This is a genomic window from Polynucleobacter sp. JS-Fieb-80-E5 (genome assembly GCF_018882015.1).
Taxonomy (GTDB): domain Bacteria; phylum Pseudomonadota; class Gammaproteobacteria; order Burkholderiales; family Burkholderiaceae; genus Polynucleobacter.
Genome location: NZ_JACVPH010000006.1, coordinates 1 through 21,638, shown reverse-complemented (window position 1 = coordinate 21,638; position 21,638 = coordinate 1). Strand labels below are relative to the sequence as shown.

The window sequence follows — 21,638 nt, the reverse complement described above, 5'->3', positions numbered from 1 at the left end:
ATTTTCAAATTGAAGAATAAAGCGACTTTTTAGGCCTTATTCTCAAGATTCAAGGCTTAAGCTGAAACTAAGCCTAATGAACTACTATTAAACCTTGATATTGACCAAGGTGCCCGTACCGGAGGCTGCCATTAGCTGAATTGGCATAGGGTCTTTTTTGGCGCCAGGCGCTTTTTCACTTGGGTTATATGGGTCGGTTTGGCCAGTTTTTCTGTACTCATCCAAAGCCAAAGATGCGGACTTGATTTCATCAGAACGGCTTGATTTGATTGAATTATCAATTTTCTCAAAGAGAGCATCAGGGCTAACGCCACCACCAACACCACGCAACTCAATTAAGGCCTGTTGAGCAGCAACCACATCACCATTGCGCAAAGCAGCAGCCAAAGCGCCCAAGTAACCTTGGCGCGCCTGTGATTCGCTGGCTGATGAATAACTAGAAACAGCAGCAGATGGAGTTATTTGCATATTCATATAAGCTCCTTTAACCTGGCTATCCTTTCAAATCTTTGCAATGAAACCGTGAGGTTTCGACCCGGACCTACATAACTTACAAGCCCTCACCATCTTTTACGGCCCTCAAACTAAAAACTTGAGCCCAATTTCAAGAAATTCTGAATTTTATGATTAATAAATATTAAGCAATTGATTTAATTGACTATTTTTTTATATCTAACTTTCCTAGCTGAGCTGCAATATCCATAGATTCTTGGCTTGCATGCAAAATAGCTTGGATTTTTTTCTTGCTGGCATCTGAACCAGATTCACCAAGAGAGTGCATTAACAGCTCAGCATTTAAGCGAATGGCCAACAAAGGCTGACCCAAATCATGCAAAAGGGTCTCGATTTGAGTTCTCTGGTCCATTGCGCTGTCAATTTTTCCAGCTAAAGCTAGTTACAGGTCTTTTTGTTGCCCTGCACCACACAATTTGAGCCGTTGGAATAAATGGTTCGATTGCCGTTTGTAACTGAACTACCGCCAGGAGAATAGTAGGTAGTGGTACCAACTTGGGTTTGGGTAGAGCCGTTTGGGCCATTCATCACAGTAACGGGCTGGTTGCTATTGGGAGCACCCGGAACATTGCCTGCGTCATATGGAACTACGACATAGTTATTATTGTTGCCGTAGCCGTTGTTCCCATTATTGCCACCACGGCCAATATCTCGGGCCCCTGCCCCACCAATTTCAGCGGCAAAGCCAGTGGAAGAAAGCATGATTAGAGCAACTGGGGCTACGAATAGTTTGAGCTTCATCATTTTATTCCTTTAGATCAATCTAGACCTCTATCCTACTCTCGAACCTAGTTTTAGCAACTATCCCAAAGTAAATTTGAGCTCACCAAGCTTTTCCACCACGCTGGTAACCACATCGCCTTTTTTCAGCCAAACTTGTTGATCTTTAGGCATATTCGCAATAACGCCCTGGGGGGTGCCGGTGAAAATAATATCGCCTGGCTCAAGCGCCCAGTAGGTGCTGATATAAGCAAGCAGCTTTTGGACATTGTGAATAAAGTCTGAAGTATTGGAGTTCTGCCGCATTTCACCGTTTACAAAGGTCTGTATTTGTAAGTTATTTGGGTCACCCACCAAATCAGCGGTCACAAAATGGGGGCCAATGGGTGCGTATTGATCTAGCGTTTTACCAATCATCCATTGTCCACCTGGAAGATCAAGCTGCAAATCACGTGAAGTAAAGTCATTTGCAGTGCAGTAGCCAGCAACGTAATTAAGGGCTTCAGACTCAGGAATATTGCGGCCCTTTTTTCCAACCACCACTAAGAGCTCGGTCTCGTAATCTAGCTTATAAGAAACATCGGGTGGTGGTATTTCAAGAACGCAATGATGGGCTGCCAGACTATTGTCATACTTATTAAACAAGGCAGGAACTGCTGGCTTGGCTACCCCAACCTCTTCTGCATACAGTCGGTAATTGATTCCAACACAAATAATTTTTCCAGGATTCTTAAAAAGTCTGCCATACCGAATCTTCGATTCCATTAAATAGGGCACCCCGGACTTATCAGCGCCAGCTACGACTTTATTAAATGCAGTGGCGTTACCCTCTTGTAGCAGCTGATCCAAAGTGTATGGAGCAGCAATATTCAGCTTCTTAGAGACAGCCCGAATGTCGATCACCCCTTTTGGGCTGATGACACCCATCGTCTCAGAACCATCACTATTTTTAATGGAGAGGATCTTGGCATTCTTAACCATGATATGGGGACCACTAAAGGATTCTTGCTCTTTGGCAAATTTAAATCTGCGCGCAGCAGCATCAGAAGAGAATCCCAAAGTTGAGGCTGCCACAATACCGATTCCAGATAAAGAAAAGGTCTTTATAAAGTGGCGACGTGCACTCATGTTTGCTCCAGCTTGATTAGTGATTATGATAGTTTAACGGCTAATTAAGCCACTAATTTAATAACTTAGTTAGTTACTCATCAACCGGAGCTTCTGCCTGTTCCCAAACGTCGTCATCCGGAGCCAATTGAGTTTGGGCAACGAATGTTTTAATAGCCAGAAGAGAATCTTGGGCAACATCATCTAAGGTAAGCAATCCCAATTCTCCTGAGCACAGCTGCTGGCATTTTTCTAAGTCACCAATTTCAGCAGCTTCGGCAAGAGTTAATAAACCGCCCAAAACGCCACTGCGATCGGCAATGGCATCCACAACAACACCAGGCAAATTGAATTTAGATAGGATATCTCGACTAGACTCATCGAAGAGATTGTCAATCAAGGATAAACCGCCTACTAAGAATGCCAAATCGCTAGAGCCCAAGCCCGCTCCGGTAGGTAATTTACCAGATGCTAATTCCATGAAGAAAGCTCTGACACAAACCAATTGAAGCAAAGGAGTCGACTCTAGTGAGACCTTAGCCTTACTATCTGCATATAACAATAATTGAGTCCAACGAGTAATGCGTTTGACCCCAGAAATCACCGCAGCATCTCGAATATTTTCTGGCTTGGCTCGCTTTCTGCCAGCATCCACTTCCGCAATCACCATTAAATGCTTTGCCACTACTGGGTTCAACTCAATCTCATCGACAAGTTCATGTAATTCGGGAGATGAAAGCAATAAAGTAAGAAGCTTTAATATTTTGCGATAGTCATCACCGCGATGTAATGAAAGTTCTGGATCAGGCTTAATAAAATAGAAGCCTTCGTAAGCATCAAAACCCAAGTCACGGGTCTTATGGAAATCTTCTGGAGTCTCTACATGGGTTGCAATCATTTTCATTACAGCGCCATCATCACCAGTCTTTGCCCCCTTCTTTGCAGGAGACTTCGTATCTCTTGGTAAAGGCGTAGCTTTACAGACTTCGATCAGACTTGCCGCATTCTCAACTTGGTGAATATCAAGTTTGACATAACGAAACTTCGGCAAGATATCTTCAAGGCCATCAAACACTTCTGTCAAACCAGTAAGTACAAATTTGTACCCGATGTTCGCTAGCTTTTCGAGCTTTTCTATAATCTCTGGCACCTTAGGCTCATCAGAAGCATCAGGATTTTTGACATCTTTCTTGCTATCCTCTAGATCCTCATCCTCAGAAGCTTCCTTTTGAATTGCCTCCAGGATCTCAGCTAAATCCAATTGCAAAGGAAACTTCACGGCAGGAATACCGCGAAGCTCATCTCCCAATTGATGAGGGTGGATTTTGATAAAGCCAAGATGCTGGCCAAGTGACTGAGCTACACCTTTTGTCTTGAGTGCATAAAGCATCTCACTAAGCGTGACTTCTTTGACTTCATTACCATCGTCATCCCGCAAATTGGCATCCGTAATTTCATCAGGATAAGTGACTTCTGCCTTAGGATCTTCTGCCAGACGCTTAGCAATTTGAGCCAAGACCGCATTGCGTTCGTTAATTCTTTTGGCTTTGAGAGTGGTTCCTGGACGGAAGAAAAGTTCATAACCAATGATGGCTTGGTCACGATCAATAATTGGTTCGCGCCCTAGATAGGAATTTTCCGGAGCTACTTTTTCAGGCTCCCTGGGTGCCTGAACAGGAGTGGACTGAGTTTTTTTACCAAAGAGTGCCATTTAATTTCTTACTAAAAAGAATGTCTTTCTAATGAATAATGTATTGAGTAGGCTATTTATCAGCATTTTGTGAGTTATCCCACTCTTTAATGTAGCGCTCTAAAAATTTGATCTGGCCAGTTCTGTGTTCGAGGGTATCTTTCACCACATCCCCAACAGAAATCACCCCTCTAACCACACCCCCATCTACTACAGGGAGGTGACGAATTCTTTTAGAAATCATGATTTGCATACAGTCACGCAAATCATCTTCATAACCAACTGAGATTGGATTAGCAGTCATCACATCTTTGACCAATACTTCTTTAGCGCTTAGGCCAGGAAGCAGCACTTTAATAGCGCAGTCCCCTTGAGAAATAATTCCCACCAACATTTCGGAATCAATGACCAACACCGAGCGCACTAAATTATCGCGCATTAGCTCTAATACTTTTACAACATAATCAGAGGGCTTCACTGAGATGAGTGTATTCGATTTATTAGCCAAGCAATTTTTTACTAATGGCATACAGTGCTTATCCTTTTGTGTCTGGAGAGCAATATCAGCGCTGGAGCACCCAACAAGTAACAATATTGGTCATTGTAGATTCTATCTAAGCAATAGACTTTTTAATACAAATTCAAACAGCAATCCTTGATATAAGACTATCTTAGCCCCATCAGCATGGATTTGTATCAATATTAGGGAAAATCCTAAATAAGCTGGGGCGCATCAAATGCTGTTTTAGAGGATGCTTGTATTTTATTAAGTACGACTTTTGAACTTTAAGGTCCAGCTATTGCCGTTTTTATCCCAATATTCTCTGTAGACTGGGGAGCCCTGTGCCTGGCCAATCGGCTGATCAATCACCAAGGTGGATGTTGACTCTGGGGCATAAATTGCCTCAGGTGGTCTAGAAGTTTTTATTTTTAGGCTTTCGGCCCTAAATGCTGCGATTTCGTTGCTGACCTGAGCTGAACGCGCATTCCAATCAGACTTCTTTAGCCATTGAACTGAAGGAACCACACTCACATGGATCTGGCGTTTTTTAGCTAACTCAATAATTTCTCGGACATCATCGTTGGCAAAAGCAAGGCATCCATCAGAGGCCTTAGGGGCTCTACTGTAAGTGTTTTTGGGCACACCATGCAACCAAATTCCTGAACCGCTAATGTCTAACTTCTTATCGAGCGCATTTGGGAAGCTTAATTCCAGTGCACCAGCCCCAAAGATGGACCTTAATTGTTGCTTAGGGATCTGCATCGTGACAGAGTAGACGCCTAAGGGTGACTTGAGATCACCCTCTTTTTTCTTGCCTACACCTAATTTACCAATAGTGACGAAATAATCTTTCTCCCAGACAGGGTCACCATCTTTATTGCGCAAAAGATAGGCGCGAGAAATGGAGGCATCAACCAAAATGACATCTGCATTCTTAGGCATTTTCAGAACCTGAGCTGGGCGAAGATCTGTCAAATTAGGGATAACGGAATTTCTTAACTGAAGCTCCGATAATAAATTTTGAGGGGCTTCAACATCCCGCACCTCGCTCGTAGACTTATTGGCAATTGCCCCGCCGGTAAGCGCAGTTAATAATTCAGCACGCATAAATGTTGCCAAACGGAAATTGGGATACTCAACTTCAGACTTATTTAATAAGTCTAGGGCTTTGTCGAGATTACCATTGCGAACCAATTCTTGAGTGGCCTGACGAACAGTAGCATCGCCATTTGCCAAACAAAGCATTGGGGCTATCAAAAAGCCAGCGATCAATAAGGTCTTCAAGCGCAATTTAGGTGTCCGCTATCAAGGTGAGAGTTATTTGTTAAATTCACGAGCAATCAACCAAGTTCCCTTGTCATTTACCCATTCCAAACACTTCACAGAATTTGTATTGACGTTTGCAGAGTTGTACTTCTGCCTAAAGGTAACAACAATCTTGCCTTTCGATTTAACCACTTTCATGATGCTAATTTCAACATTGATAGCACCTGGTTTAGCGACCCTTTGCTTCCTTTGCTCATACCACTCTGAATAGGATAAGCCTTTGTCAGGTGAAAAACTTGGCGAGTAATAAGCCAAATACGATTTCACGTTTTTACTTGACCATGCCTTAACCCATCCATTCATATTTGCATTGATGGTTTCGAGCTCTTGCGGAGGAGGTGCAGCATCTTTCTCGACTACTGCAACCTTAGCTGGTGGCGCCTCTGTAACTGGGGTAGCTACAGGGCTTGTCTTGGGCGCCTGGGTACTAGGTGCTGGAGCTGCTGCCGTCACTGTGGGCGTTGGGGGTGCGGGGGCTTTGGGAGCCTGTGTAACGACTACCGGCTTATCCACCAAATCAGTACCGCCACTAGAGCCTGCTAATAGAACGGGTGGAGGAGACAAATTTTTTTCATTTAAAGCTTTTGCATAGGCCTCAGCTGCCTGAGCTGAATAAATTTTACGCAAACTTCTGAATGCAGGCGACGCAGTATTGAGGGAGGTTTCTAAAACCTTGCGCGCCTGATCTTTTTTATCTATCCCCCACAAGGCAACTGCGTAATTATTGGCCAGCAATAGATTTGTGTGGTCCTTTTCATAATATGGCTCTAAAAGGTTAGCAGCCTCTTGCCAGCGCCCCAACATTAATAAAGCTGAGGCTTTAGTGTTGGCATAGTCAACCGGTGATAAATCCTTCTTAAGCGCATCAGCTTGTGCAAGAGCTGCTTTTGAATCGCCTTTTAATAGAAGATTTTCTAGAGGCTGTGGAGAAACATAAGCAAATGCAGGAGCAATGCTTACAAAAAACAATAAAAGAGCACCCTGAAAAAATTGTATGAATTTGTGCGCTAGGCACAATTTTCTAGATAAGCGAATTTCAGTCAAAATGGATGGCATCAGGGGGAATGTGACAATTAAACGCGTCAATTTTAGCATTTTTGCAAAAACTATCAATGCGAACAGTCTTTTAGAGCGCTCTGACCCAATCGGCCCCCTCATATGAACCTTTAAATTTTTGCTCCATAAAGGGGCATTTTTACCCACTGATTGTAAGAATTTCTCTGTCTTTTCAAAAGCCAGCAAGACGAGCATCATCGATCACCAACTACATTAAAATAACCCTCTCTTGCAACCTCGCAAAAAACCTAGCATCTAAGGCCCGTAATTACGTGAAATACCTTATCGCCATCCTCCTTTTATCTACACAATTGGTTTTTGCTCAAAATGCCGATAGCGAGAAGCAAGGTGTTGTTGGGGTTCGCTACACCAAAAACGCCGATGGGATGATCGTCATTAAGTATGTCGAGCACAATTCACCAGCAGCGCAGGCTGGCATTCAAGTTAATGACATCATGATTAGCGTCGATGGATCAAGTCTTAAAGGAATGGATCCAGGCAATATTAAGAATATGCTTCGTGGCAAAGTAGGCAGTACTGCTGAGATCAAGCTGGAAAACTCTCAAACCAAGAATGAATATTCCGTTAGCGTGGTGCGCAAGATTGTCCGCTTTGGGGCGGACGATGGCTCAAAAGACTCGCTTAAAAAAACGACTGTAGTTGAGGCAAGCAATGCGGATAGGAGTGAGGCAGCCATCAAAGCCTCACCTCCTAAAACTACCATCAAGCCATCTGAAAAAATTCCAGCAACCACAACTCCATTGGCTGCAACACAAAATGTCTCTACTTCAAACCCAGAGAAAGCCTCTGCAAACCCTTCCAGTGACTCCAAATACTTTATTCAAACTGGCGCTTTTTTCACAAAAGAGATTGCCAATGATCAGGTTGCAGCCTTTAATCAAAAGGGCTATACAAGTTTTGTTGATCCTGCAAAAATTAATGGTAGTAATGTGTTCCGCGTGCGCATTGGGCCCTTGCCAACACAACAGAGTGCTGAAGCAATATCTAAAAAACTCGCTAGCCAAGGTATTAGCGCCTCAATCATCGAAGCCTCAAAGAACTGAGCGTTTGTAATATGAAAATGACGCATCCATTTAAGACCATAGCGAGTGACGCTATAGCAAAGCAAGCAAGCTAAGCCCTTCCTTTATTTCAAACATCGAATTACATTATGCAAATCATCTGGATTTCAGGGGCAACCTCCCACTGTAGAAAATTTAATATTACTAAGACGCAGTTAACACGTTTTACTGCTGCACTCGGTATTCTGCTGATCATGATTGGAAGCGCAGTTTATTTCTTGGGTTTTAGGGTCGCCATCAAATTTGATCCCGGCATGGCACGCGATATGGGTGGTGTCATTACCTCTGAAGAGCTTTATCACCTTGAGGACGAATATCGTGAAAAACTTGCCAAGCTCCAAGGCAACCTAAAGGCAATGGACCAGAAAATTGACGCCCTAAGTAAGATTAACGAACAGTATGCTGCGCTAGCAACACCACTCCCTTTAAAGGAAAGACGCAAAGATAAGGATAATGAAGCGGGCGCAGGCAAAGGCGGTCCTTATCTACCCCTTTTCCCTTATCAAGTGAATTTTGACGAAAATGCTGGCCTTAGAATTAATCTTAGTAAAACCCTAGAGTCCACAGAGAGTCTGAATCAGAAAATACAGTCCCTAAAAGAGGTTTGGCTTGAGAAGTATGAGCGCCTAATTCCTCTGCCTACAAAACCACCATTAGCCGCAGGCTACGGCTTAAGTAGCAATTTCGGTGCACGTGTCGACCCGATCACTAACAGTCCTGCCTTTCACCCTGGCATTGATTTCAATGCAAAAGCCGGCACTCAAGTTTTGGCTGCAGGTAATGGCACCGTCATTAAGGCAAAGCAGGATCCAGAACTTGGAAACGTGATTGAAATAAAACATACTGAGGGATTCACTAGTCTGTATGCTCATTGTCAAAAACTACTAGTAAACCAAGGTGACGTAGTCAGTCGCGGTCAACTCATTGCAGAGGTCGGTAATACTGGCCGCTCTACAGGGCCACATTTACATTTCAGTATTTATAAGAACGGCACACTACTCAATCCAATGGATGTCTTGGCTTTCACTAAGCCAGCAGCAGCTAAAGAGAACTAAGAAGAAATTCCTGCGTCTTGCTTGATCTTGTTGATAGTATCTTGCAGTTGCGTAGCTGAGTCGGAACTAGAGTTTGGCTCTGCCCTTTTCGAGATCATTTGACCATTGAGTGTGGCGCCTGGCTCAATGCCGATGGTGTCATACGTAACATCCCCATGAACGTTGGCGGTTGTATGCAACTCCACTCTTTCATGTGCATACGTGTTTCCATTCACCATGCCAGCAACGAGAATTCGGAATGCGAAGATATCACCATGCACTTCACCACCTTTACCGATAGCTATGGTGATTCTTTGGCCAGCACGCTCCTCGATATTGCCGAAAATCTTGCCATCTACTCGCACACTTTCAGAAACAATTAAGGAGCCATGAAATTCTGTAGCACCCCCAATGATGGTTCCAAATGATTCAATCAACGGTTCAGAAAACTTGTGCTCTTTATTCTTTTTACCAAACATCATCGTACCTCGTTAATTTTGCTTTATCAGAAAGGCAGGAATAGACGCAGAAGTATTATCAATCAACTCACTAGACTTCAGTGCATGACCTTGAGAACGAGCTTGCATGCTTGATAATTTTTTGTTTTGACGGTAGCGATCTAATATCAAAATACCCTTACCTAGACCAGAATAAATGGAGCCCAATTTAGAAGTAGGCGCTTCACGCTCACGCCTTTTATCTAAAATCTGTTGGGCCACAAACTCCCCAAAGCGGCAAAAGTAATTTGAGATAGTGGCATTGCTGGATACGCAGAAAAAATCTTCATAAACAAAGTTATCAATATCATTAGCACGCAATACAGGAGGAGTGACGTAACACATTTTCAATGAAGCAAGATTTGTAGAAATACTGGTTTCTGCAAAATTAGTTTCGACTCTACTAGGAACTGCCATGATTGCTTGTTTATTTTTCGCAATAAAAGGGGTGTTGCGTAATACATATTCCAAGATAAATATTTCGGTACTAGCTAATTCAAATTTCGAAGTTGAAGTTGGAACTAAAATGATATCGAAATCATGCATGAAATTCTCCGCCATATTTGGCGTCCAAGTAAGATCCGAAATGCTGACATCAAAACCTGTTGAAAATTTACGCAAAGAAGATCTGGCGCTCAATAGTGTAATGCCAGCACTTTGATAAGACATCTCAGCTCGAAAAGTCTCAATACCAATATTAGGAGCCTTTTTAATCCAGGCAGAAGATGAACTTTGCTCGTCGTAATCAATCAATGAAATTTTCAAGCCCTTTTGAAGAGCTAGGTATGCAGCAAGATTAGCGGCAATCGTGCTTTTACCAACTCCACCCTTACGGTTTGTGACGAGTATTTTTATTGTTTCCATGAAAATCTCTTGCTCTGCTTTGCTGAAATAGGATATTCATCCTATTGCTATGCATCACAATTTGCAACAAATTTCTTAAAAATTAAGGTATTGCAGATCACTCTTCAATTTAAAAACTAACATTTGGGAGGATCGTTGTCGGAAATGTCATCAATATCCTTACATTTATAGACTTACTAGGATGTTGACACAATTAAAATAAGCTAGCTTATTTTGCCCCTGATGGAAAACTATTTGAGGCTTAACGACTGATAAAAGACTGTTCCCGCTAACTAATGGGGTCTACAAAATATATTTCATTAGAAATGATGGCGTTTGTTCAGCACTTACGCGAACTCTCCGGTGGCAAACCAGCAGGCTTCAAATTATGTATTGGACACCCCTGGGAATTGTTCGCTATCGTAAAAGCTATGCTCAAGACACAAATTTATTTTATTGTACAAAAGGCGATCTACTGTATAAAAGGTAAGGGCCCCCGACAGGAGGCCCTTATAGTTGGTGCGGCTGGCAGGAATTGAACCCACGACCCCTTGGTTCGTAGCCAAGTACTCTATCCAGCTGAGCTACAGCCGCAACAGCCATAATTATGCCATGAAAGAGAAGAACTACATTACACCCGCAGGTCATGAACGCATCAAGAGCGAGCTCCTGCAGCTCTTAAACCTTGATAGACCAGAGGTTGTGAAGGTTGTGCACTGGGCAGCCAGTAACGGTGATCGATCGGAAAATGGCGACTATATCTATGGAAAAAAGCGCCTGAGGGAGATCGATAGACGAATTCGTTTACTCAATAAACGCCTCGAATTTGCTGTGGTTGTTGATAATTCCACTCGAAAAGCTGGTGAACATGATGCCGAACAGGTGTTCTTTGGAGCAACCGTGACCTATGCGGCCTTAGAAGGTATGCAGGCCGGCAAGGAGACTTTGATCACCATTGTTGGTGTGGATGAGGTTGATTTGGATCAGGGGCATGTTAGCTGGGTTTCACCTTTAGCAAAAGCCCTCATTAAATCCCGCATTGGAGATTGTGTTTTTATCAAAACTCCAACTGGACCGGTTGAAATAGAGATTTTAGATGTTCAATATCTTTAAGGACTGAATAACTTAGGCTAGCCTAAGCAGATCGAGTACGCGTTACCCGCATAACGTCAGGATTAGAGCGCAGACTGCGCATCACTTTAGAGAGATGCAAACGATCGTAGACTTGGATCGTAAAGCGAATGGTGACCGAATCTTCTTTGAAGCGATCTTCCATAGAAACATTCATGATGTTGGAGTCTGCAGAGGTAACGCTACTTGCCACTCTAGCCAAAACACCTTTACCCTGACGCGTATCGATTGCTAGATCCAATTCAAACTCGCGATTCAGTTCTTTGCCCCACTCAACCTCGACCCACTTATCGCTATCCTTAGAGAGCATGCGCAATGCCACCGGACAATCGTTGGTGTGAACTTGCAATCCTTCGCCCTTGCCAAGGTAACCAATGATGTTGTCGCCTGGAATGGGATGGCAGCAAGTTTGGAAATGAATCGAATTACCCTCACGCCCATCGACTAAGATAGCTTGGCGTTGATGATGGTGGCTAGCCTCTTGATTAGGTGCAACCCAATCAGCAACACCTAAACGCATTTGCTCAGCACCTCCTTCATCATCAATCAAAATCTTGAGACGAATAGCGAGCTCCTGAGGTGAGCGTCTGCCTAAAGCAATATTGACGCAAGCTTCTTCGCGAGTTTTATCACCTGTCCAATGCGTTAGCTTTTCCCAAATTTCTGGGCTTAATAAGGCAGCATCAACGCCCTGCTGACGTAATGCATTTGCTAAAAGACGCTCGCCCAGTTGAAGTGATTCAGAGTAATGTTTTGTTTTAAGGGAATGTCGTATAGCAGCGCGCGCTTTTCCGGTTCGTACAAATGCCAGCCAACCAGGATTGGGTTGTGAACTTGCTGAAGTAATGACTTCAACAATGTCGCTATTCTTCAACTCACTACGCAAAGGCAATTGCAAGCCATTGATTTTGACGGCTACGCAGGTATTTCCCAGATCACTATGAATGGAGTAAGCAAAGTCTAGAGCAGTTGCACCTCTTGGTAACGCCCTAATCTGCCCAGTAGGTGTAAATACATAAACCGCATCTGGGAACAAGTCAATTTTGACGTGTTCCAAAAATTCTTGAGAGTCGCCACTGCTATCCTGAATATCAATCAAGGACTGCAGCCATTGATGAGCCCTATTTTGTACTTCGCTCATATCAGGAGAGCCGTCTTTATAAGCCCAGTGCGCAGCTACTCCCGCCTCAGCAACCGCATGCATTTCCGTTGTACGAATCTGAAACTCCACCGGCACACCTGAAGGACCCAATAAAGTGGTGTGTAAAGATTGATAGCCATTTAATTTGGGGATCGCAATGTAATCCTTAAATTTCCCTGGCATGGGCTTGTATAGAGAATGTAAGATACCGAGTGCGCGATAGCATTCATCAATGGAATGTACGGTAACCCGGAATGCATACACATCTAATACCTGCGAAAAGCTTAAATGCTTTGAGCGCATCTTAGTATAGATGCTAAAGAGCGTCTTCTCACGACCGCGCAGATCAACCTCTAAATTGGCTTTAGCAAAGGCCATGCGTGAAGCCTGCAAAATCTTCTCCACCATTTCCTTGCGGTTGCCGCGTGCACGCTTAACAGCGCCCTCAATGACTCGGAAACGCATGGGCATTGAGTAACGGAAACTGAGATCTTGTAGATCACGGTAAATGATGTTCAACCCAAGACGATGGGCGATTGGTGCGTAGATTTCGATTGTTTCAGCGGCTACACGACGGCGCTTCTCCATGGGTACAGCGTCCAGGGTGCGCATATTGTGGGTGCGGTCAGCAAGTTTGACCAAGATGACACGCACGTCACGCGCCATAGCCATGAACATCTTGCGAAAGCTCTCTGCTTGCGCCTCCGCATGACTTTGAAATTCTAATTTATCGAGTTTGGTTAAGCCTTCAACTAACTCTGCCACCTTATTGCCAAACTTTTCAACCAAATCTGCTTTAGTGCAGCCAGTATCCTCAATCACATCATGCATCAATGCAGCCATGATGGATGGCGCATCCAAGCGCCATGTTGCGCATAACTCGGCTACAGCAACAGGATGGGTAATGTAAGGTTCGCCGCTATGACGGTATTGACCTAGATGAGCAGCATCAGAAAACTGAAATGCCTTTTTAACCTGCGCAATTTCTTCAGGCTTTAGATAGGAAAGCTTTGCCAGCAATCCTTCAATTGAAACTACCTGATGCTTTAGAGGAAGGTTGGGCGCAGATGTCGGACCGAACAAATGACGACTCGATTGCGCCAACAAACTCGCAATGATGGATTTTTTACCGCTTTGAGCTGAGTCTCGTGATGAGTCAAGCGAAGCATCCTTAGACGAGATGCTTCCAACTTTTTCCGATGTATTGGCTAGTCCTAAAGGGAGCTCCACACCGGAACCCCTTAATTACAAAGGTACTTTGGTCAACATGTCACGGTCAGTCACACCAGCAGCTACTTCGCGCAATGCAACTACGGTAGCTTTATCTCTGGACTCAACGCGTGGGGAGTGACCTTGTACTAATTGGCGAGCACGATATGTCGCAGCCAAAACCAGTTCAAAACGGTTTGGAATAGTTTTAAGGCAATCTTCTACAGTAATACGTGCCATGCTGTACTCACTTAATTTAGCTTCAATACCTATAGGATAACTGATTAGACCCCGAGGCGCTTCAAAAGGGCTGGATTTCTGGCCATACTGGGGCCAGAGCGCAGACGGCTGGAAGCTAAGATGTGCTTTAAATCGACCAAAGCCTGGTCAAAAGAATCGTTCACCACGATGTAATCTGCCTCATGAGCATGCAAAAGCTCTACATGGGCAGCTGCCAAGCGGCGTTGAATCGTTGCTTCATCGTCCTGACCACGCTTACGTAGACGCTCTTCTAAAGCCTCTATGGATGGCGGGAAGATAAAGATCCACTGCACAGAGGGTATTAACTCCCGAATTTGTTGGGCACCTTGCCAATCAATCTCCAACATGACATCACTGCCAGCTTGCATTTGAGATTCAATCCAAGGCTTTGAAGTCCCATAAAAATGACCATGGACTTCTGCCCACTCTAAAAAATGTCCCTGATCACGTTCTTGCAAAAAATCTTCTTTTGTCAGAAAGCGGTAATCCTTGCCATCTACTTCACCAGGTCGTGGTGCACGCGTTGTGGTTGATAAAGATAACTTCAACCCGGCTTCGTCTTTCAGCAAGGCATTAACCAGAGAAGATTTTCCTGCGCCTGAGGGCGCAACAATCATCAACATGCTGCCTTGATAGGATGGTGTCGAAGTAGCGTTAGTCATAAATCAATAAAAAGGATTACTCGAGGTTTTGAACTTGCTCACGCATTTGCTCAATAAATAACTTGAGCTCTAGAGCTGCTTGTGTACACTCTTCTGATACAGATTTGGAACTTAAGGTATTAGCTTCGCGATTCAACTCTTGCATCAAAAAATCTAAACGCTTACCAACAGGGCCTTTGCCTGCAAGTGCAGTGTCTACCGCTTGAAGATGGGTCTTTAAGCGCGCAAACTCTTCAGCTACATCGATGCGTACTGCATAAAGCACAACCTCTTGACGAATGCGCTCCATCAGTTCAGCGCCCGCCTTGGCTTGTTCTTGAGCAGCTAGCGCTTCAGCAAGACGCTCTGTGAGCTTTTCTTGGTACTGGGCTACATATTCAGGAACTTTAGGCTCAATTACTTTAACGATATCGCGCATCTTGCCAGTGATACTGGTAAGTACACCAACCAAGGCCTTACCCTCGGCATGACGACTCTCCATGAGGGCTGCTAGGGCTGCGCGCCCAGCCTCGACAGTGGCAGTGATCCAACCATCCTCTTCACCCCGAGGCTCGGAAACAATACCAGGCCAACGCAACACTTCAGCAATACTCAATTCTTGGGCTTTTGGAAAAGCTTCTTGGGCTTTCTCCTGAAGGGTATAAAGGGCATCAAGACGATCTCGACTAATTGCACCTAGGGCGTGGGGATTACTTTTTGCAGCACCTGCTGCGGCACTATTGACTCGCCATGCCGCTCTAAACTCGACTTTTCCGCGCGATAGGCTTTGGGTAGCCAGTTCTCGCAAGGCAGGCTCTGCCCCACGACACTCGTCCGGAAGACGAAATCCTAGATCCAGAAAGCGGCTGTTAACAGCCCGACATTCCACCTGCAGATCAGCAACTACGCCCGCTCCTAGGGAGACTTGGCGAGAAGCGCTGCCATAACCAGTCATGCTCGATATCATATGGACATTGTAGATTCATTATTGAACTAGACCCGATCCAGACCCTAACACCACAGGACCCCCTTTCCATGAGTACAGCAAACCCAGCCAATATTGCCCGCCCTAGCGGCCGTGAGCCCACCGATTTGCGCCCAGTGACCATTTCTAGAGCCTTTACCAAGCATGCTGAAGGTTCGGTATTAATCGTCTTTGGGGATACCAAGGTGCTGTGTACTGCCAGCATCCTCGAAAAAGTGCCTCCACATAAGAAAGGCTCTGGCGAAGGTTGGGTTACTGCTGAATACGGCATGCTACCCCGCTCCACCCATACCCGCAGCGATCGTGAAGCTGCCCGCGGCAAACAATCTGGTCGCACTCAAGAAATTCAGCGCCTCATTGGCCGTGCCATGCGTAGCGTCTTTGATTTAAAAGTATTGGGCGAGAGAACCATCCACCTCGATTGCGATGTGCTACAGGCTGATGGCGGAACACGCACCGCATCAATTACTGGCGCCTATGTTGCGGCTCGAGATGCAGTAAACCAACTTCTTAAAAGTGGCGCACTGAGTAAAGACCCAATACTTGATAGTGTTGCTGCAATTTCTGTTGGCATTTATCAAGGCGTTCCAGTGTTGGACTTGGATTACCCAGAAGACTCTTCTTGCGATACCGACATGAATGTTGTCATGACCGGTAAAGGCGGCATGATTGAAGTGCAAGGCACAGCTGAAGGTGCGGCATTTTCAAGGGTAGAACTCAATGCACTCCTAGACTTAGCTGAGCAAGGCATTCAAGAGCTCACCAAAATGCAAAGCGATGCATTGAAATAAAGATCGACATGCAAAAACTCGTTCTCGCATCTAACAATGCCGGCAAGGTAAAAGAGTTTCAGGCACTATTAGCGCCCTTGAACTTTGAAGTGATCCCCCAAGGTGAATTAGGCATTCCTGCTGCAGAAGAGCCCCACTTCACCTTTGTGGAAAACGCTCTTGCTAAGGCGCGACACGCTAGCACAGCATCTGGCTTACCAGCATTAGCCGATGATTCCGGAATTTGTGCCCATGCTTTAAATGGCCAGCCTGGCGTTTTGTCAGCTCGCTATTCGGGTGAGCAAGGTGATGATGCCGCCAATAATCAAAAACTCATTCAAGATTTAAAAGATTACAAAGATCGAGGTGCACATTATGTGTGCGCATTGGTTTTCGTGAATAGCGCAAATGATCCTGAACCTATCATTGTGCAAACACGTTGGTATGGGCAGATTGTTGAGCAAGCTGCTGGTAGCAATGGTTTTGGGTATGACCCCTATTTCTTTTTGCCGGATCAAAAATGCACCGCTGCTGAATTAGAGCCAGAAAAAAAGAATTCAATCAGTCACCGGGGTCAAGCGCTACGTGAATTGATTGCACAACTCAAAAGCCGTGCTTAATTCCAGCCCCAACAAAGTAACGCTGACTGCATTGCCTCCATTGGCTTTGTATGTTCATTTTCCTTGGTGTGAAAAGAAATGCCCTTATTGCGATTTCAATTCACATCAAATTAAAGAAGGCGATAGTAAGGCGGGCTTTGATGAGCAGCGCTATATCAATGCACTGATTGCTGACCTAGAAACTGAATTGCCTAATATTTGGGGGCGTCAGGTTCACAGCATCTTTATTGGTGGTGGAACGCCAAGCCTGCTATCAGCCAAAGGCATGGATCAATTACTTTGTGCCGTTCGTGCTCGAGTGAATCTTGAGCCTGATGCTGAAATTACGATGGAGGCAAACCCAGGATCCATCGAGGCCGATAAATTTGCCGGATTTGCAAAGGCAGGCATTAATCGAGTATCGATTGGAGTTCAAAGCTTTCAGGATGAGCAGCTCAAAGCATTGGGCCGTATACACAATGGCGAGGAGGCCAAGCGCGCAATAGCAATCGCCTTGAAACACTTCAAATCGGTGAATCTGGATTTGATGTACGGACTTCCAAAGCAGACATTAGAGTTAGCCAAAGCGGATATTGAGACGGCGCTTTCTTTTAAAACGCCCCATCTGTCTTTCTACAATCTCACGCTAGAACCGAATACCTACTTTGCAAACTTTCCTCCGCAATTGCCTAGCGATGATGAAGTGGATGCCATTTTTGAGCAGAATTTAGATTTACTCAGCAAGGCAGGCTACACACGTTATGAAGTCTCTGCCTATGCGCAGAAAAACCAAGAGTGCAAACACAATCTAAATTACTGGCGCTTTGGTGATTACATTGGCATTGGAGCAGGCGCTCATGGAAAAGTTTCTTTTCCAGACAAAATTACTCGCCAAGTAAGGGAACGCCATCCAGACAGTTATATGCATGCAATGGAAACTAAAGGTAATGCGTTAATAGAATCCAGGGTTCTTGAAGCCAAGGATCTGCCTTTCGAATTCATGCTCAATACCCTAAGACTGACAGATGGCGTTGCTACCAATACTTTCAGCGAGAGAACTGGTCTGCCTTTAAACGTGATTAGCAAAGGCCTAGCTGAAGCTAGTAATAAGCAATTGCTGGATGAGAATCCCAGTCAACTGAAAGCCACTCCATTAGGTATGCGCTACCTGAATAATCTTCAAGAGCTGTTTTTGGATTAAACCGCTTTAGTTGCTGTGCGTTGAGCGCTAGCTACCCGTCCAAATAGGTAACTCACCCTTTAAGAATGAAGCAACTCCGTTTTGGAAATCATTACTGCCATAGGTTTCACTGATCAGATCACTACAGTCGGGCAGATTGTTTTTAATTAATCTTGCCAATACCAGCTTGCTAGATTTTTGGGTAATGGGAGCTAACTTACTCAGTCGCTCTGCGAGATTGACGGCCTCTTGACCTAGCTGCTCTTGTTCGTATGTTGCTAAAAGATATCCTTGCTTAAGTAATTCTGGAGCAGTAATCATCTCCGCAAGAAGCAGCATACGCTTAACAATATTGATACCTAGATGAGCAACTAACCAAGCAACATTTCCAGCAGATAAACAGTTGCCAAGTGTTTTGGCTATAGGTACGCCAAACTTAGCTTCGGGAGTTGAAATCCGGAAATCACAGCAACTGGCTATTGCTAATCCGCCCCCAACAGCCATACCATCGACAACGGCAATTGTTGGGATGGGCAAGGTGGCAAGAGGACCCAGGTAATCATCAATACCCTCTTCATAGCGAATGCCGTCTTGCCCCTGTTTAAAACTAGCAAATTGCGCTATATCGCTACCGGATATAAAAGACTTGCCGCCAGCGCCGCGCAAGATAGCTACACGTATCTTTGGATTCTTGGCAATATCCTCACAGATCGACTTCAGGCTTTGATACATCCCTACTGTCATTGCATTACGGGCTGCTACATGATCAAAGGTAATGTGGGCAACATGGCTGCGTATCTCTAATAAGACCTGTGCAATATTGCCCACCTTATTTTGTTCAGTCATAAAACGCTTATTCAGCCTTGATATTCAGACTCTTTACTAAACGCTGGTATTTAGCCAGTTCGCCAGCCAAGAACAAACTAAATGCAGCAGGTGTTGCTGGCCCCTCAGGCTGCAAGCCTTGTGAATCTAGCGTCTTTTTAATTTGTGGATCAGCCATGGCGGCTTTAACAGCTTGGTCAATCTTGTTCACAACTGCTGGATCCATACCCTTTGGACCCATAATGGAGTACCAGTTGGTAACGTCAAATCCTGTAATACCCACTTCGTTAAACGTAGGTACGTTAGGAAGAATAGATAATCGTTTTGGGGTGGAGATTGCCAAAGCCTTCAAGCTGCCGTCTTTAATTTGCTGCAAGTTCGGTGGCAAGGTATCAAAGTTCATCGTAATTTGACCACCTAACAAATCAATGATGGCCTGACCGCTACCTTTATAGGGCACATGGTTTAACTGAATGCCGGCAATCTTAGCAAACAAAGCGCCTGCTAAGTGTTGCGTACTGCCAATACCAGACGAACCATAAGTCATCTGACCTGGATTTGCTTTAGCAAGGGAAATCAATTGTGATACCGAGTTCACAGGCAAAGAAGCCTTCACTACTAAAACATTAGGAACATATCCCAAATAAGTAATGGGAGTGAAATCCGTTGCGGGATTGTATTGAACGTTAGTAAGAACAAATGGTGCAATCGCATTGGAATTGGAGTGCCCTACCAGCAAAGTGTAGCCATCAGGATTTGCTTTAGCAATTTGATCGGCTGCAATTGTCCCTGCCGCACCCGATTTATTTTCCACAATCACGCTTTGACCTAGAATCTCACCCATTTTTGGAGCAAGGGCTCGTGCAACAATATCGGTACCACCACCGGGTGCAAAACCCACAATCAGTCGGATTGGTTTTGTTGGGTAGGACTGCTGACCTAGAGCAAAGAAAGAACTCGTGGCTAACGTAATTGCGAGCAAACTACGAACAGCCCACTGAGGCGATTTAAGCAACATAAAGTCTCCAATATTGTTTTTATTGTGTTTGATACTATTAGAAGCTAATTCTAAACATATAAGAAGCAACGAGACAATGACGAAAACACCTATAAATGACACTTTAAATAGCGCGCGTGATGGATCAAGACCATTACCCCTCTCAGGAGTACGTGTGCTTGACGTCAGCCAGGTCATGGCCGGCCCTTACTGCTGCATGCTCTTGGCCGACCTTGGTGCGGATGTCATCAAAATTGAGCCTCCTGGTACCGGTGATCAGACACGTGGCGCAATGGGTTTCAAGATGAAAGGTTCAGATAGCATGGGCTTTCTGAACATGAACCGCAATAAACGCAGTCTCACTTTAAATCTCAAAACCGAGGCTGGTAAGAAAGTATTTTTCGAGCTGGTCAAAACCGCTGATATTTTGGTGGAGAACTATCGGCCTGGTGTTATGAAAAAACTAGGAATCGATTACGCCTCTTTAAAAGATATCAATCCTGGTTTGGTCTATGCCAGCATTTCTGGTTTTGGCCAAACTGGCCCATGGGCAGATCGCCCTGGTTTTGATCTCATGGCGCAAGCGATGTCTGGCGTCATGAGCGTTACAGGATATCCAGATGGTCCTCCAGTTAAAGCCGGCGTTCCGGTAGCTGATATTGGCTGCGCACTTTTTGCGATATACGGAATATTGTCGGCATACATTGGCAAAACGAAAACGGGTGAAGGTCAGTTTATTGATGCCTCACTCTTTGATTCCGCTTTGGCATTCTCCATTTGGGATACCGCTCAATACTGGGGTACCGGAGTTGAACCCTATAAGCTTGGCACAGCCAATCATATGAGCGCCCCCTACCAGGCCATGAAAGCTGCTGATGGGTATTTTGTGATGGGAGCAACCAATCAGAAACTATGGAAGTTGCTTTGCGACAAGATTGAACGCCCCGAATTATTTGAAGATGTCCGCTTCAAAACAAATCCACTACGCTTAGCTAATCGCCTAGAGCTCGCCGCCGAATTAGAAAAATCATTTGCCAATAAATCTGCGGATCAATGGGTTAACGCACTACTAGATGCAGGTATCCCAGCGGGTCCAATTAATACTTATCCAGAAGCATTTGATAGTGAGCATGGCCGCCATCGCAAGATGCGGATGGAGATTGATCATCCGGTAGAAGGCAAAGTTCCTAATATTGGCTTTGCCGTCAAAATGAATGGCACACCACAACAGGTGTATCGCCACCCTCCTTTGCTGGGCGAACATACGAGCGAGCTTCTTGCTGAGCTCGGTATTGCGGGTGATGAACTGAAGTCTCTTGAAGCGGGTGGTGCCTTTGCACCCTAGTTTGCAGCTTAATAAACATAATGATTAAGTAAAAAGATAATCAAAAAGGACTCCGCATGAACTGACCCACAAAAGTTGGACAGTTTAATTAGGTTAGCACGAGGGATTGAGTTCGGTAATTAACCGGGCTCAATCCCTTCAGTTTTTGTTTGATCCGATCATGGTTGTAATAGTCGATATATTC

Annotated in this window: 24 protein-coding genes and 1 tRNA gene; 7 read left to right on the top strand and 18 right to left on the bottom strand. The window is 44.7% G+C overall.

Annotated elements, in window-relative coordinates; all coding sequences use genetic code 11:
- Nucleotides 1-87: 87 nt before the first annotated feature.
- From ICN44_RS09610 to ICN44_RS09575, 8 genes are all read right to left on the bottom strand, one after another.
- Entirely contained in the window at nucleotides 88-474 is a 387-nt protein-coding gene (locus tag ICN44_RS09610; RefSeq protein WP_216263781.1) for a hypothetical protein, read from the bottom strand.
- 184 nt (nucleotides 475-658) lie between these two features.
- On the bottom strand, nucleotides 659-865 hold the full coding sequence (locus ICN44_RS09605; RefSeq protein ID WP_216263780.1) for a hypothetical protein: 207 nt from the start codon (nucleotides 863-865) through the stop codon (nucleotides 659-661).
- Between the two features lie 26 nt (nucleotides 866-891).
- Entirely contained in the window at nucleotides 892-1,257 is a 366-nt protein-coding gene (locus ICN44_RS09600; RefSeq protein ID WP_216263779.1) for a hypothetical protein, read from the bottom strand.
- A gap of 57 nt (nucleotides 1,258-1,314) precedes the next feature.
- Nucleotides 1,315-2,361 carry a fumarylacetoacetate hydrolase family protein gene (locus ICN44_RS09595; protein WP_255537577.1) on the bottom strand — a complete coding sequence of 349 codons (1,047 nt, stop codon included), beginning with the start codon at nucleotides 2,359-2,361 and terminating at the stop codon, nucleotides 1,315-1,317.
- A 73-nt stretch (nucleotides 2,362-2,434) separates the two neighbouring features.
- Nucleotides 2,435-4,051: an EAL and HDOD domain-containing protein gene (locus ICN44_RS09590; RefSeq protein WP_216263778.1), complete on the bottom strand. Its 1,617-nt coding sequence runs from the start codon at nucleotides 4,049-4,051 to the stop codon at nucleotides 2,435-2,437.
- 52 nt (nucleotides 4,052-4,103) lie between these two features.
- Complete coding sequence (locus tag ICN44_RS09585) at nucleotides 4,104-4,559, bottom strand: CBS domain-containing protein (RefSeq protein WP_216263777.1); 456 nt, start codon at nucleotides 4,557-4,559, stop codon at nucleotides 4,104-4,106.
- Nucleotides 4,560-4,796: 237 nt separating this feature from the next.
- The gene (locus tag ICN44_RS09580) at nucleotides 4,797-5,816 is read right to left on the bottom strand and encodes a murein L,D-transpeptidase family protein (RefSeq protein ID WP_216263776.1); all 1,020 of its coding nucleotides are present in this window, start codon (nucleotides 5,814-5,816) and stop codon (nucleotides 4,797-4,799) included.
- 33 nt (nucleotides 5,817-5,849) lie between these two features.
- Complete coding sequence (locus ICN44_RS09575) at nucleotides 5,850-6,827, bottom strand: tetratricopeptide repeat protein (RefSeq protein WP_216263775.1); 978 nt, start codon at nucleotides 6,825-6,827, stop codon at nucleotides 5,850-5,852.
- A 359-nt stretch (nucleotides 6,828-7,186) separates the two neighbouring features.
- On the opposite strand from ICN44_RS09575, the gene ICN44_RS09570 reads away from it, so the two are divergent.
- Together ICN44_RS09570 and ICN44_RS09565 are read left to right on the top strand one after the other, a co-directional pair.
- A complete protein-coding gene (locus ICN44_RS09570) occupies nucleotides 7,187-7,978 on the top strand; it encodes an SPOR domain-containing protein (protein ID WP_216263774.1) in 792 nt (263 codons plus the stop codon).
- 107 nt (nucleotides 7,979-8,085) lie between these two features.
- On the top strand, nucleotides 8,086-9,051 hold the full coding sequence (locus ICN44_RS09565; protein WP_216263773.1) for a M23 family metallopeptidase: 966 nt from the start codon (nucleotides 8,086-8,088) through the stop codon (nucleotides 9,049-9,051).
- On the opposite strand, the gene ICN44_RS09560 is transcribed toward ICN44_RS09565, so the two are convergent.
- The 3 genes from ICN44_RS09560 to ICN44_RS09550 all read right to left on the bottom strand — a co-directional run bounded on the left by ICN44_RS09560 (nucleotide 9,048) and on the right by ICN44_RS09550 (nucleotide 10,964).
- Nucleotides 9,048-9,512 (bottom strand): polymer-forming cytoskeletal protein, encoded by a 465-nt coding sequence (locus ICN44_RS09560; protein ID WP_216263772.1) that lies wholly within the window; start codon nucleotides 9,510-9,512, stop codon nucleotides 9,048-9,050. The genes ICN44_RS09565 and ICN44_RS09560 overlap by 4 nt on opposite strands.
- A gap of 9 nt (nucleotides 9,513-9,521) precedes the next feature.
- Entirely contained in the window at nucleotides 9,522-10,391 is an 870-nt protein-coding gene (locus ICN44_RS09555) for an AAA family ATPase (protein WP_216263771.1), read from the bottom strand.
- A 496-nt stretch (nucleotides 10,392-10,887) separates the two neighbouring features.
- Nucleotides 10,888-10,964: transfer RNA gene (locus tag ICN44_RS09550), tRNA-Arg, on the bottom strand.
- An 18-nt stretch (nucleotides 10,965-10,982) separates the two neighbouring features.
- Between ICN44_RS09550 and greB the strand changes: the two genes are divergently transcribed.
- Nucleotides 10,983-11,483: a transcription elongation factor GreB gene (gene greB / locus ICN44_RS09545; RefSeq protein ID WP_216263769.1), complete on the top strand. Its 501-nt coding sequence runs from the start codon at nucleotides 10,983-10,985 to the stop codon at nucleotides 11,481-11,483.
- Nucleotides 11,484-11,505: 22 nt separating this feature from the next.
- Here greB and ICN44_RS09540 read toward each other — a convergent pair whose 3' ends face one another.
- Genes ICN44_RS09540 through ICN44_RS09525 form a run of 4 tightly spaced genes read right to left on the bottom strand, consistent with a single transcriptional unit; the run spans nucleotide 11,506 to nucleotide 15,720 of the window.
- A complete protein-coding gene (locus tag ICN44_RS09540; RefSeq protein WP_216263768.1) occupies nucleotides 11,506-13,872 on the bottom strand; it encodes a RelA/SpoT family protein in 2,367 nt (788 codons plus the stop codon).
- A gap of 15 nt (nucleotides 13,873-13,887) precedes the next feature.
- Nucleotides 13,888-14,091, bottom strand: coding sequence for a DNA-directed RNA polymerase subunit omega (rpoZ, locus tag ICN44_RS09535; protein ID WP_011902918.1), 204 nt, complete (start codon nucleotides 14,089-14,091; stop codon nucleotides 13,888-13,890).
- A gap of 44 nt (nucleotides 14,092-14,135) precedes the next feature.
- On the bottom strand, nucleotides 14,136-14,774 hold the full coding sequence (gmk, locus tag ICN44_RS09530; protein WP_216263767.1) for a guanylate kinase: 639 nt from the start codon (nucleotides 14,772-14,774) through the stop codon (nucleotides 14,136-14,138).
- A gap of 16 nt (nucleotides 14,775-14,790) precedes the next feature.
- Complete coding sequence (locus ICN44_RS09525; RefSeq protein WP_216263766.1) at nucleotides 14,791-15,720, bottom strand: YicC/YloC family endoribonuclease; 930 nt, start codon at nucleotides 15,718-15,720, stop codon at nucleotides 14,791-14,793.
- 68 nt (nucleotides 15,721-15,788) lie between these two features.
- On the opposite strand from ICN44_RS09525, the gene rph reads away from it, so the two are divergent.
- From rph to hemW, 3 genes are read left to right on the top strand one after another with little or no spacing between them, the layout of a single operon-like run.
- Nucleotides 15,789-16,529 (top strand): ribonuclease PH, encoded by a 741-nt coding sequence (rph, locus tag ICN44_RS09520; RefSeq protein ID WP_216263764.1) that lies wholly within the window; start codon nucleotides 15,789-15,791, stop codon nucleotides 16,527-16,529.
- An 8-nt stretch (nucleotides 16,530-16,537) separates the two neighbouring features.
- Nucleotides 16,538-17,128, top strand: a complete 591-nt coding sequence (rdgB, locus tag ICN44_RS09515; RefSeq protein WP_216263762.1) for an RdgB/HAM1 family non-canonical purine NTP pyrophosphatase — start codon at nucleotides 16,538-16,540, stop codon at nucleotides 17,126-17,128.
- On the top strand, nucleotides 17,121-18,308 hold the full coding sequence (hemW, locus tag ICN44_RS09510; protein ID WP_216263761.1) for a radical SAM family heme chaperone HemW: 1,188 nt from the start codon (nucleotides 17,121-17,123) through the stop codon (nucleotides 18,306-18,308). The genes rdgB and hemW overlap by 8 nt, the downstream gene beginning before the upstream one ends.
- Nucleotides 18,309-18,335: 27 nt before the next feature.
- Here the strand turns inward: hemW and ICN44_RS09505 are convergent, their stop codons facing one another.
- Together ICN44_RS09505 and ICN44_RS09500 are read right to left on the bottom strand one after the other, a co-directional pair.
- Nucleotides 18,336-19,133 (bottom strand): enoyl-CoA hydratase/isomerase family protein, encoded by a 798-nt coding sequence (locus ICN44_RS09505; RefSeq protein WP_216263759.1) that lies wholly within the window; start codon nucleotides 19,131-19,133, stop codon nucleotides 18,336-18,338.
- 7 nt (nucleotides 19,134-19,140) lie between these two features.
- Nucleotides 19,141-20,130: a tripartite tricarboxylate transporter substrate binding protein gene (locus ICN44_RS09500; RefSeq protein ID WP_216263758.1), complete on the bottom strand. Its 990-nt coding sequence runs from the start codon at nucleotides 20,128-20,130 to the stop codon at nucleotides 19,141-19,143.
- A 76-nt stretch (nucleotides 20,131-20,206) separates the two neighbouring features.
- Here ICN44_RS09500 and ICN44_RS09495 point away from each other — a divergent pair, with 76 nt between their 5' ends.
- Nucleotides 20,207-21,454 carry a CaiB/BaiF CoA-transferase family protein gene (locus tag ICN44_RS09495; protein WP_216263757.1) on the top strand — a complete coding sequence of 416 codons (1,248 nt, stop codon included), beginning with the start codon at nucleotides 20,207-20,209 and terminating at the stop codon, nucleotides 21,452-21,454.
- Between the two features lie 88 nt (nucleotides 21,455-21,542).
- Here ICN44_RS09495 and ICN44_RS09490 read toward each other — a convergent pair.
- Nucleotides 21,543-21,638 (bottom strand): IS3 family transposase (locus tag ICN44_RS09490; RefSeq protein ID WP_216205431.1); only part of this gene is annotated, 96 nt, incomplete at its 5' end.

Coding starts and splice junctions, on each gene's coding strand:
- greB (WP_216263769.1), top strand. CDS start 10,983: ATGAAAGAGAAGAACTACATTACACCCGCAGGTCATGAACGCATCAAG.
- ICN44_RS09560 (WP_216263772.1), bottom strand. CDS start 9,512: ATGATGTTTGGTAAAAAGAATAAAGAGCACAAGTTTTCTGAACCGTTG.
- ICN44_RS09610 (WP_216263781.1), bottom strand. CDS start 474: ATGAATATGCAAATAACTCCATCTGCTGCTGTTTCTAGTTATTCATCA.
- ICN44_RS09590 (WP_216263778.1), bottom strand. CDS start 4,051: ATGGCACTCTTTGGTAAAAAAACTCAGTCCACTCCTGTTCAGGCACCC.
- ICN44_RS09555 (WP_216263771.1), bottom strand. CDS start 10,391: ATGGAAACAATAAAAATACTCGTCACAAACCGTAAGGGTGGAGTTGGT.
- gmk (WP_216263767.1), bottom strand. CDS start 14,774: ATGACTAACGCTACTTCGACACCATCCTATCAAGGCAGCATGTTGATG.
- ICN44_RS09595 (WP_255537577.1), bottom strand. CDS start 2,361: ATGAGTGCACGTCGCCACTTTATAAAGACCTTTTCTTTATCTGGAATC.
- ICN44_RS09525 (WP_216263766.1), bottom strand. CDS start 15,720: ATGATATCGAGCATGACTGGTTATGGCAGCGCTTCTCGCCAAGTCTCC.
- ICN44_RS09605 (WP_216263780.1), bottom strand. CDS start 865: ATGGACCAGAGAACTCAAATCGAGACCCTTTTGCATGATTTGGGTCAG.
- rph (WP_216263764.1), top strand. CDS start 15,789: ATGAGTACAGCAAACCCAGCCAATATTGCCCGCCCTAGCGGCCGTGAG.
- ICN44_RS09565 (WP_216263773.1), top strand. CDS start 8,086: ATGCAAATCATCTGGATTTCAGGGGCAACCTCCCACTGTAGAAAATTT.
- rpoZ (WP_011902918.1), bottom strand. CDS start 14,091: ATGGCACGTATTACTGTAGAAGATTGCCTTAAAACTATTCCAAACCGT.
- ICN44_RS09505 (WP_216263759.1), bottom strand. CDS start 19,133: ATGACTGAACAAAATAAGGTGGGCAATATTGCACAGGTCTTATTAGAG.
- ICN44_RS09585 (WP_216263777.1), bottom strand. CDS start 4,559: ATGCCATTAGTAAAAAATTGCTTGGCTAATAAATCGAATACACTCATC.
- ICN44_RS09495 (WP_216263757.1), top strand. CDS start 20,207: ATGACGAAAACACCTATAAATGACACTTTAAATAGCGCGCGTGATGGA.
- rdgB (WP_216263762.1), top strand. CDS start 16,538: ATGCAAAAACTCGTTCTCGCATCTAACAATGCCGGCAAGGTAAAAGAG.
- ICN44_RS09600 (WP_216263779.1), bottom strand. CDS start 1,257: ATGATGAAGCTCAAACTATTCGTAGCCCCAGTTGCTCTAATCATGCTT.
- ICN44_RS09500 (WP_216263758.1), bottom strand. CDS start 20,130: ATGTTGCTTAAATCGCCTCAGTGGGCTGTTCGTAGTTTGCTCGCAATT.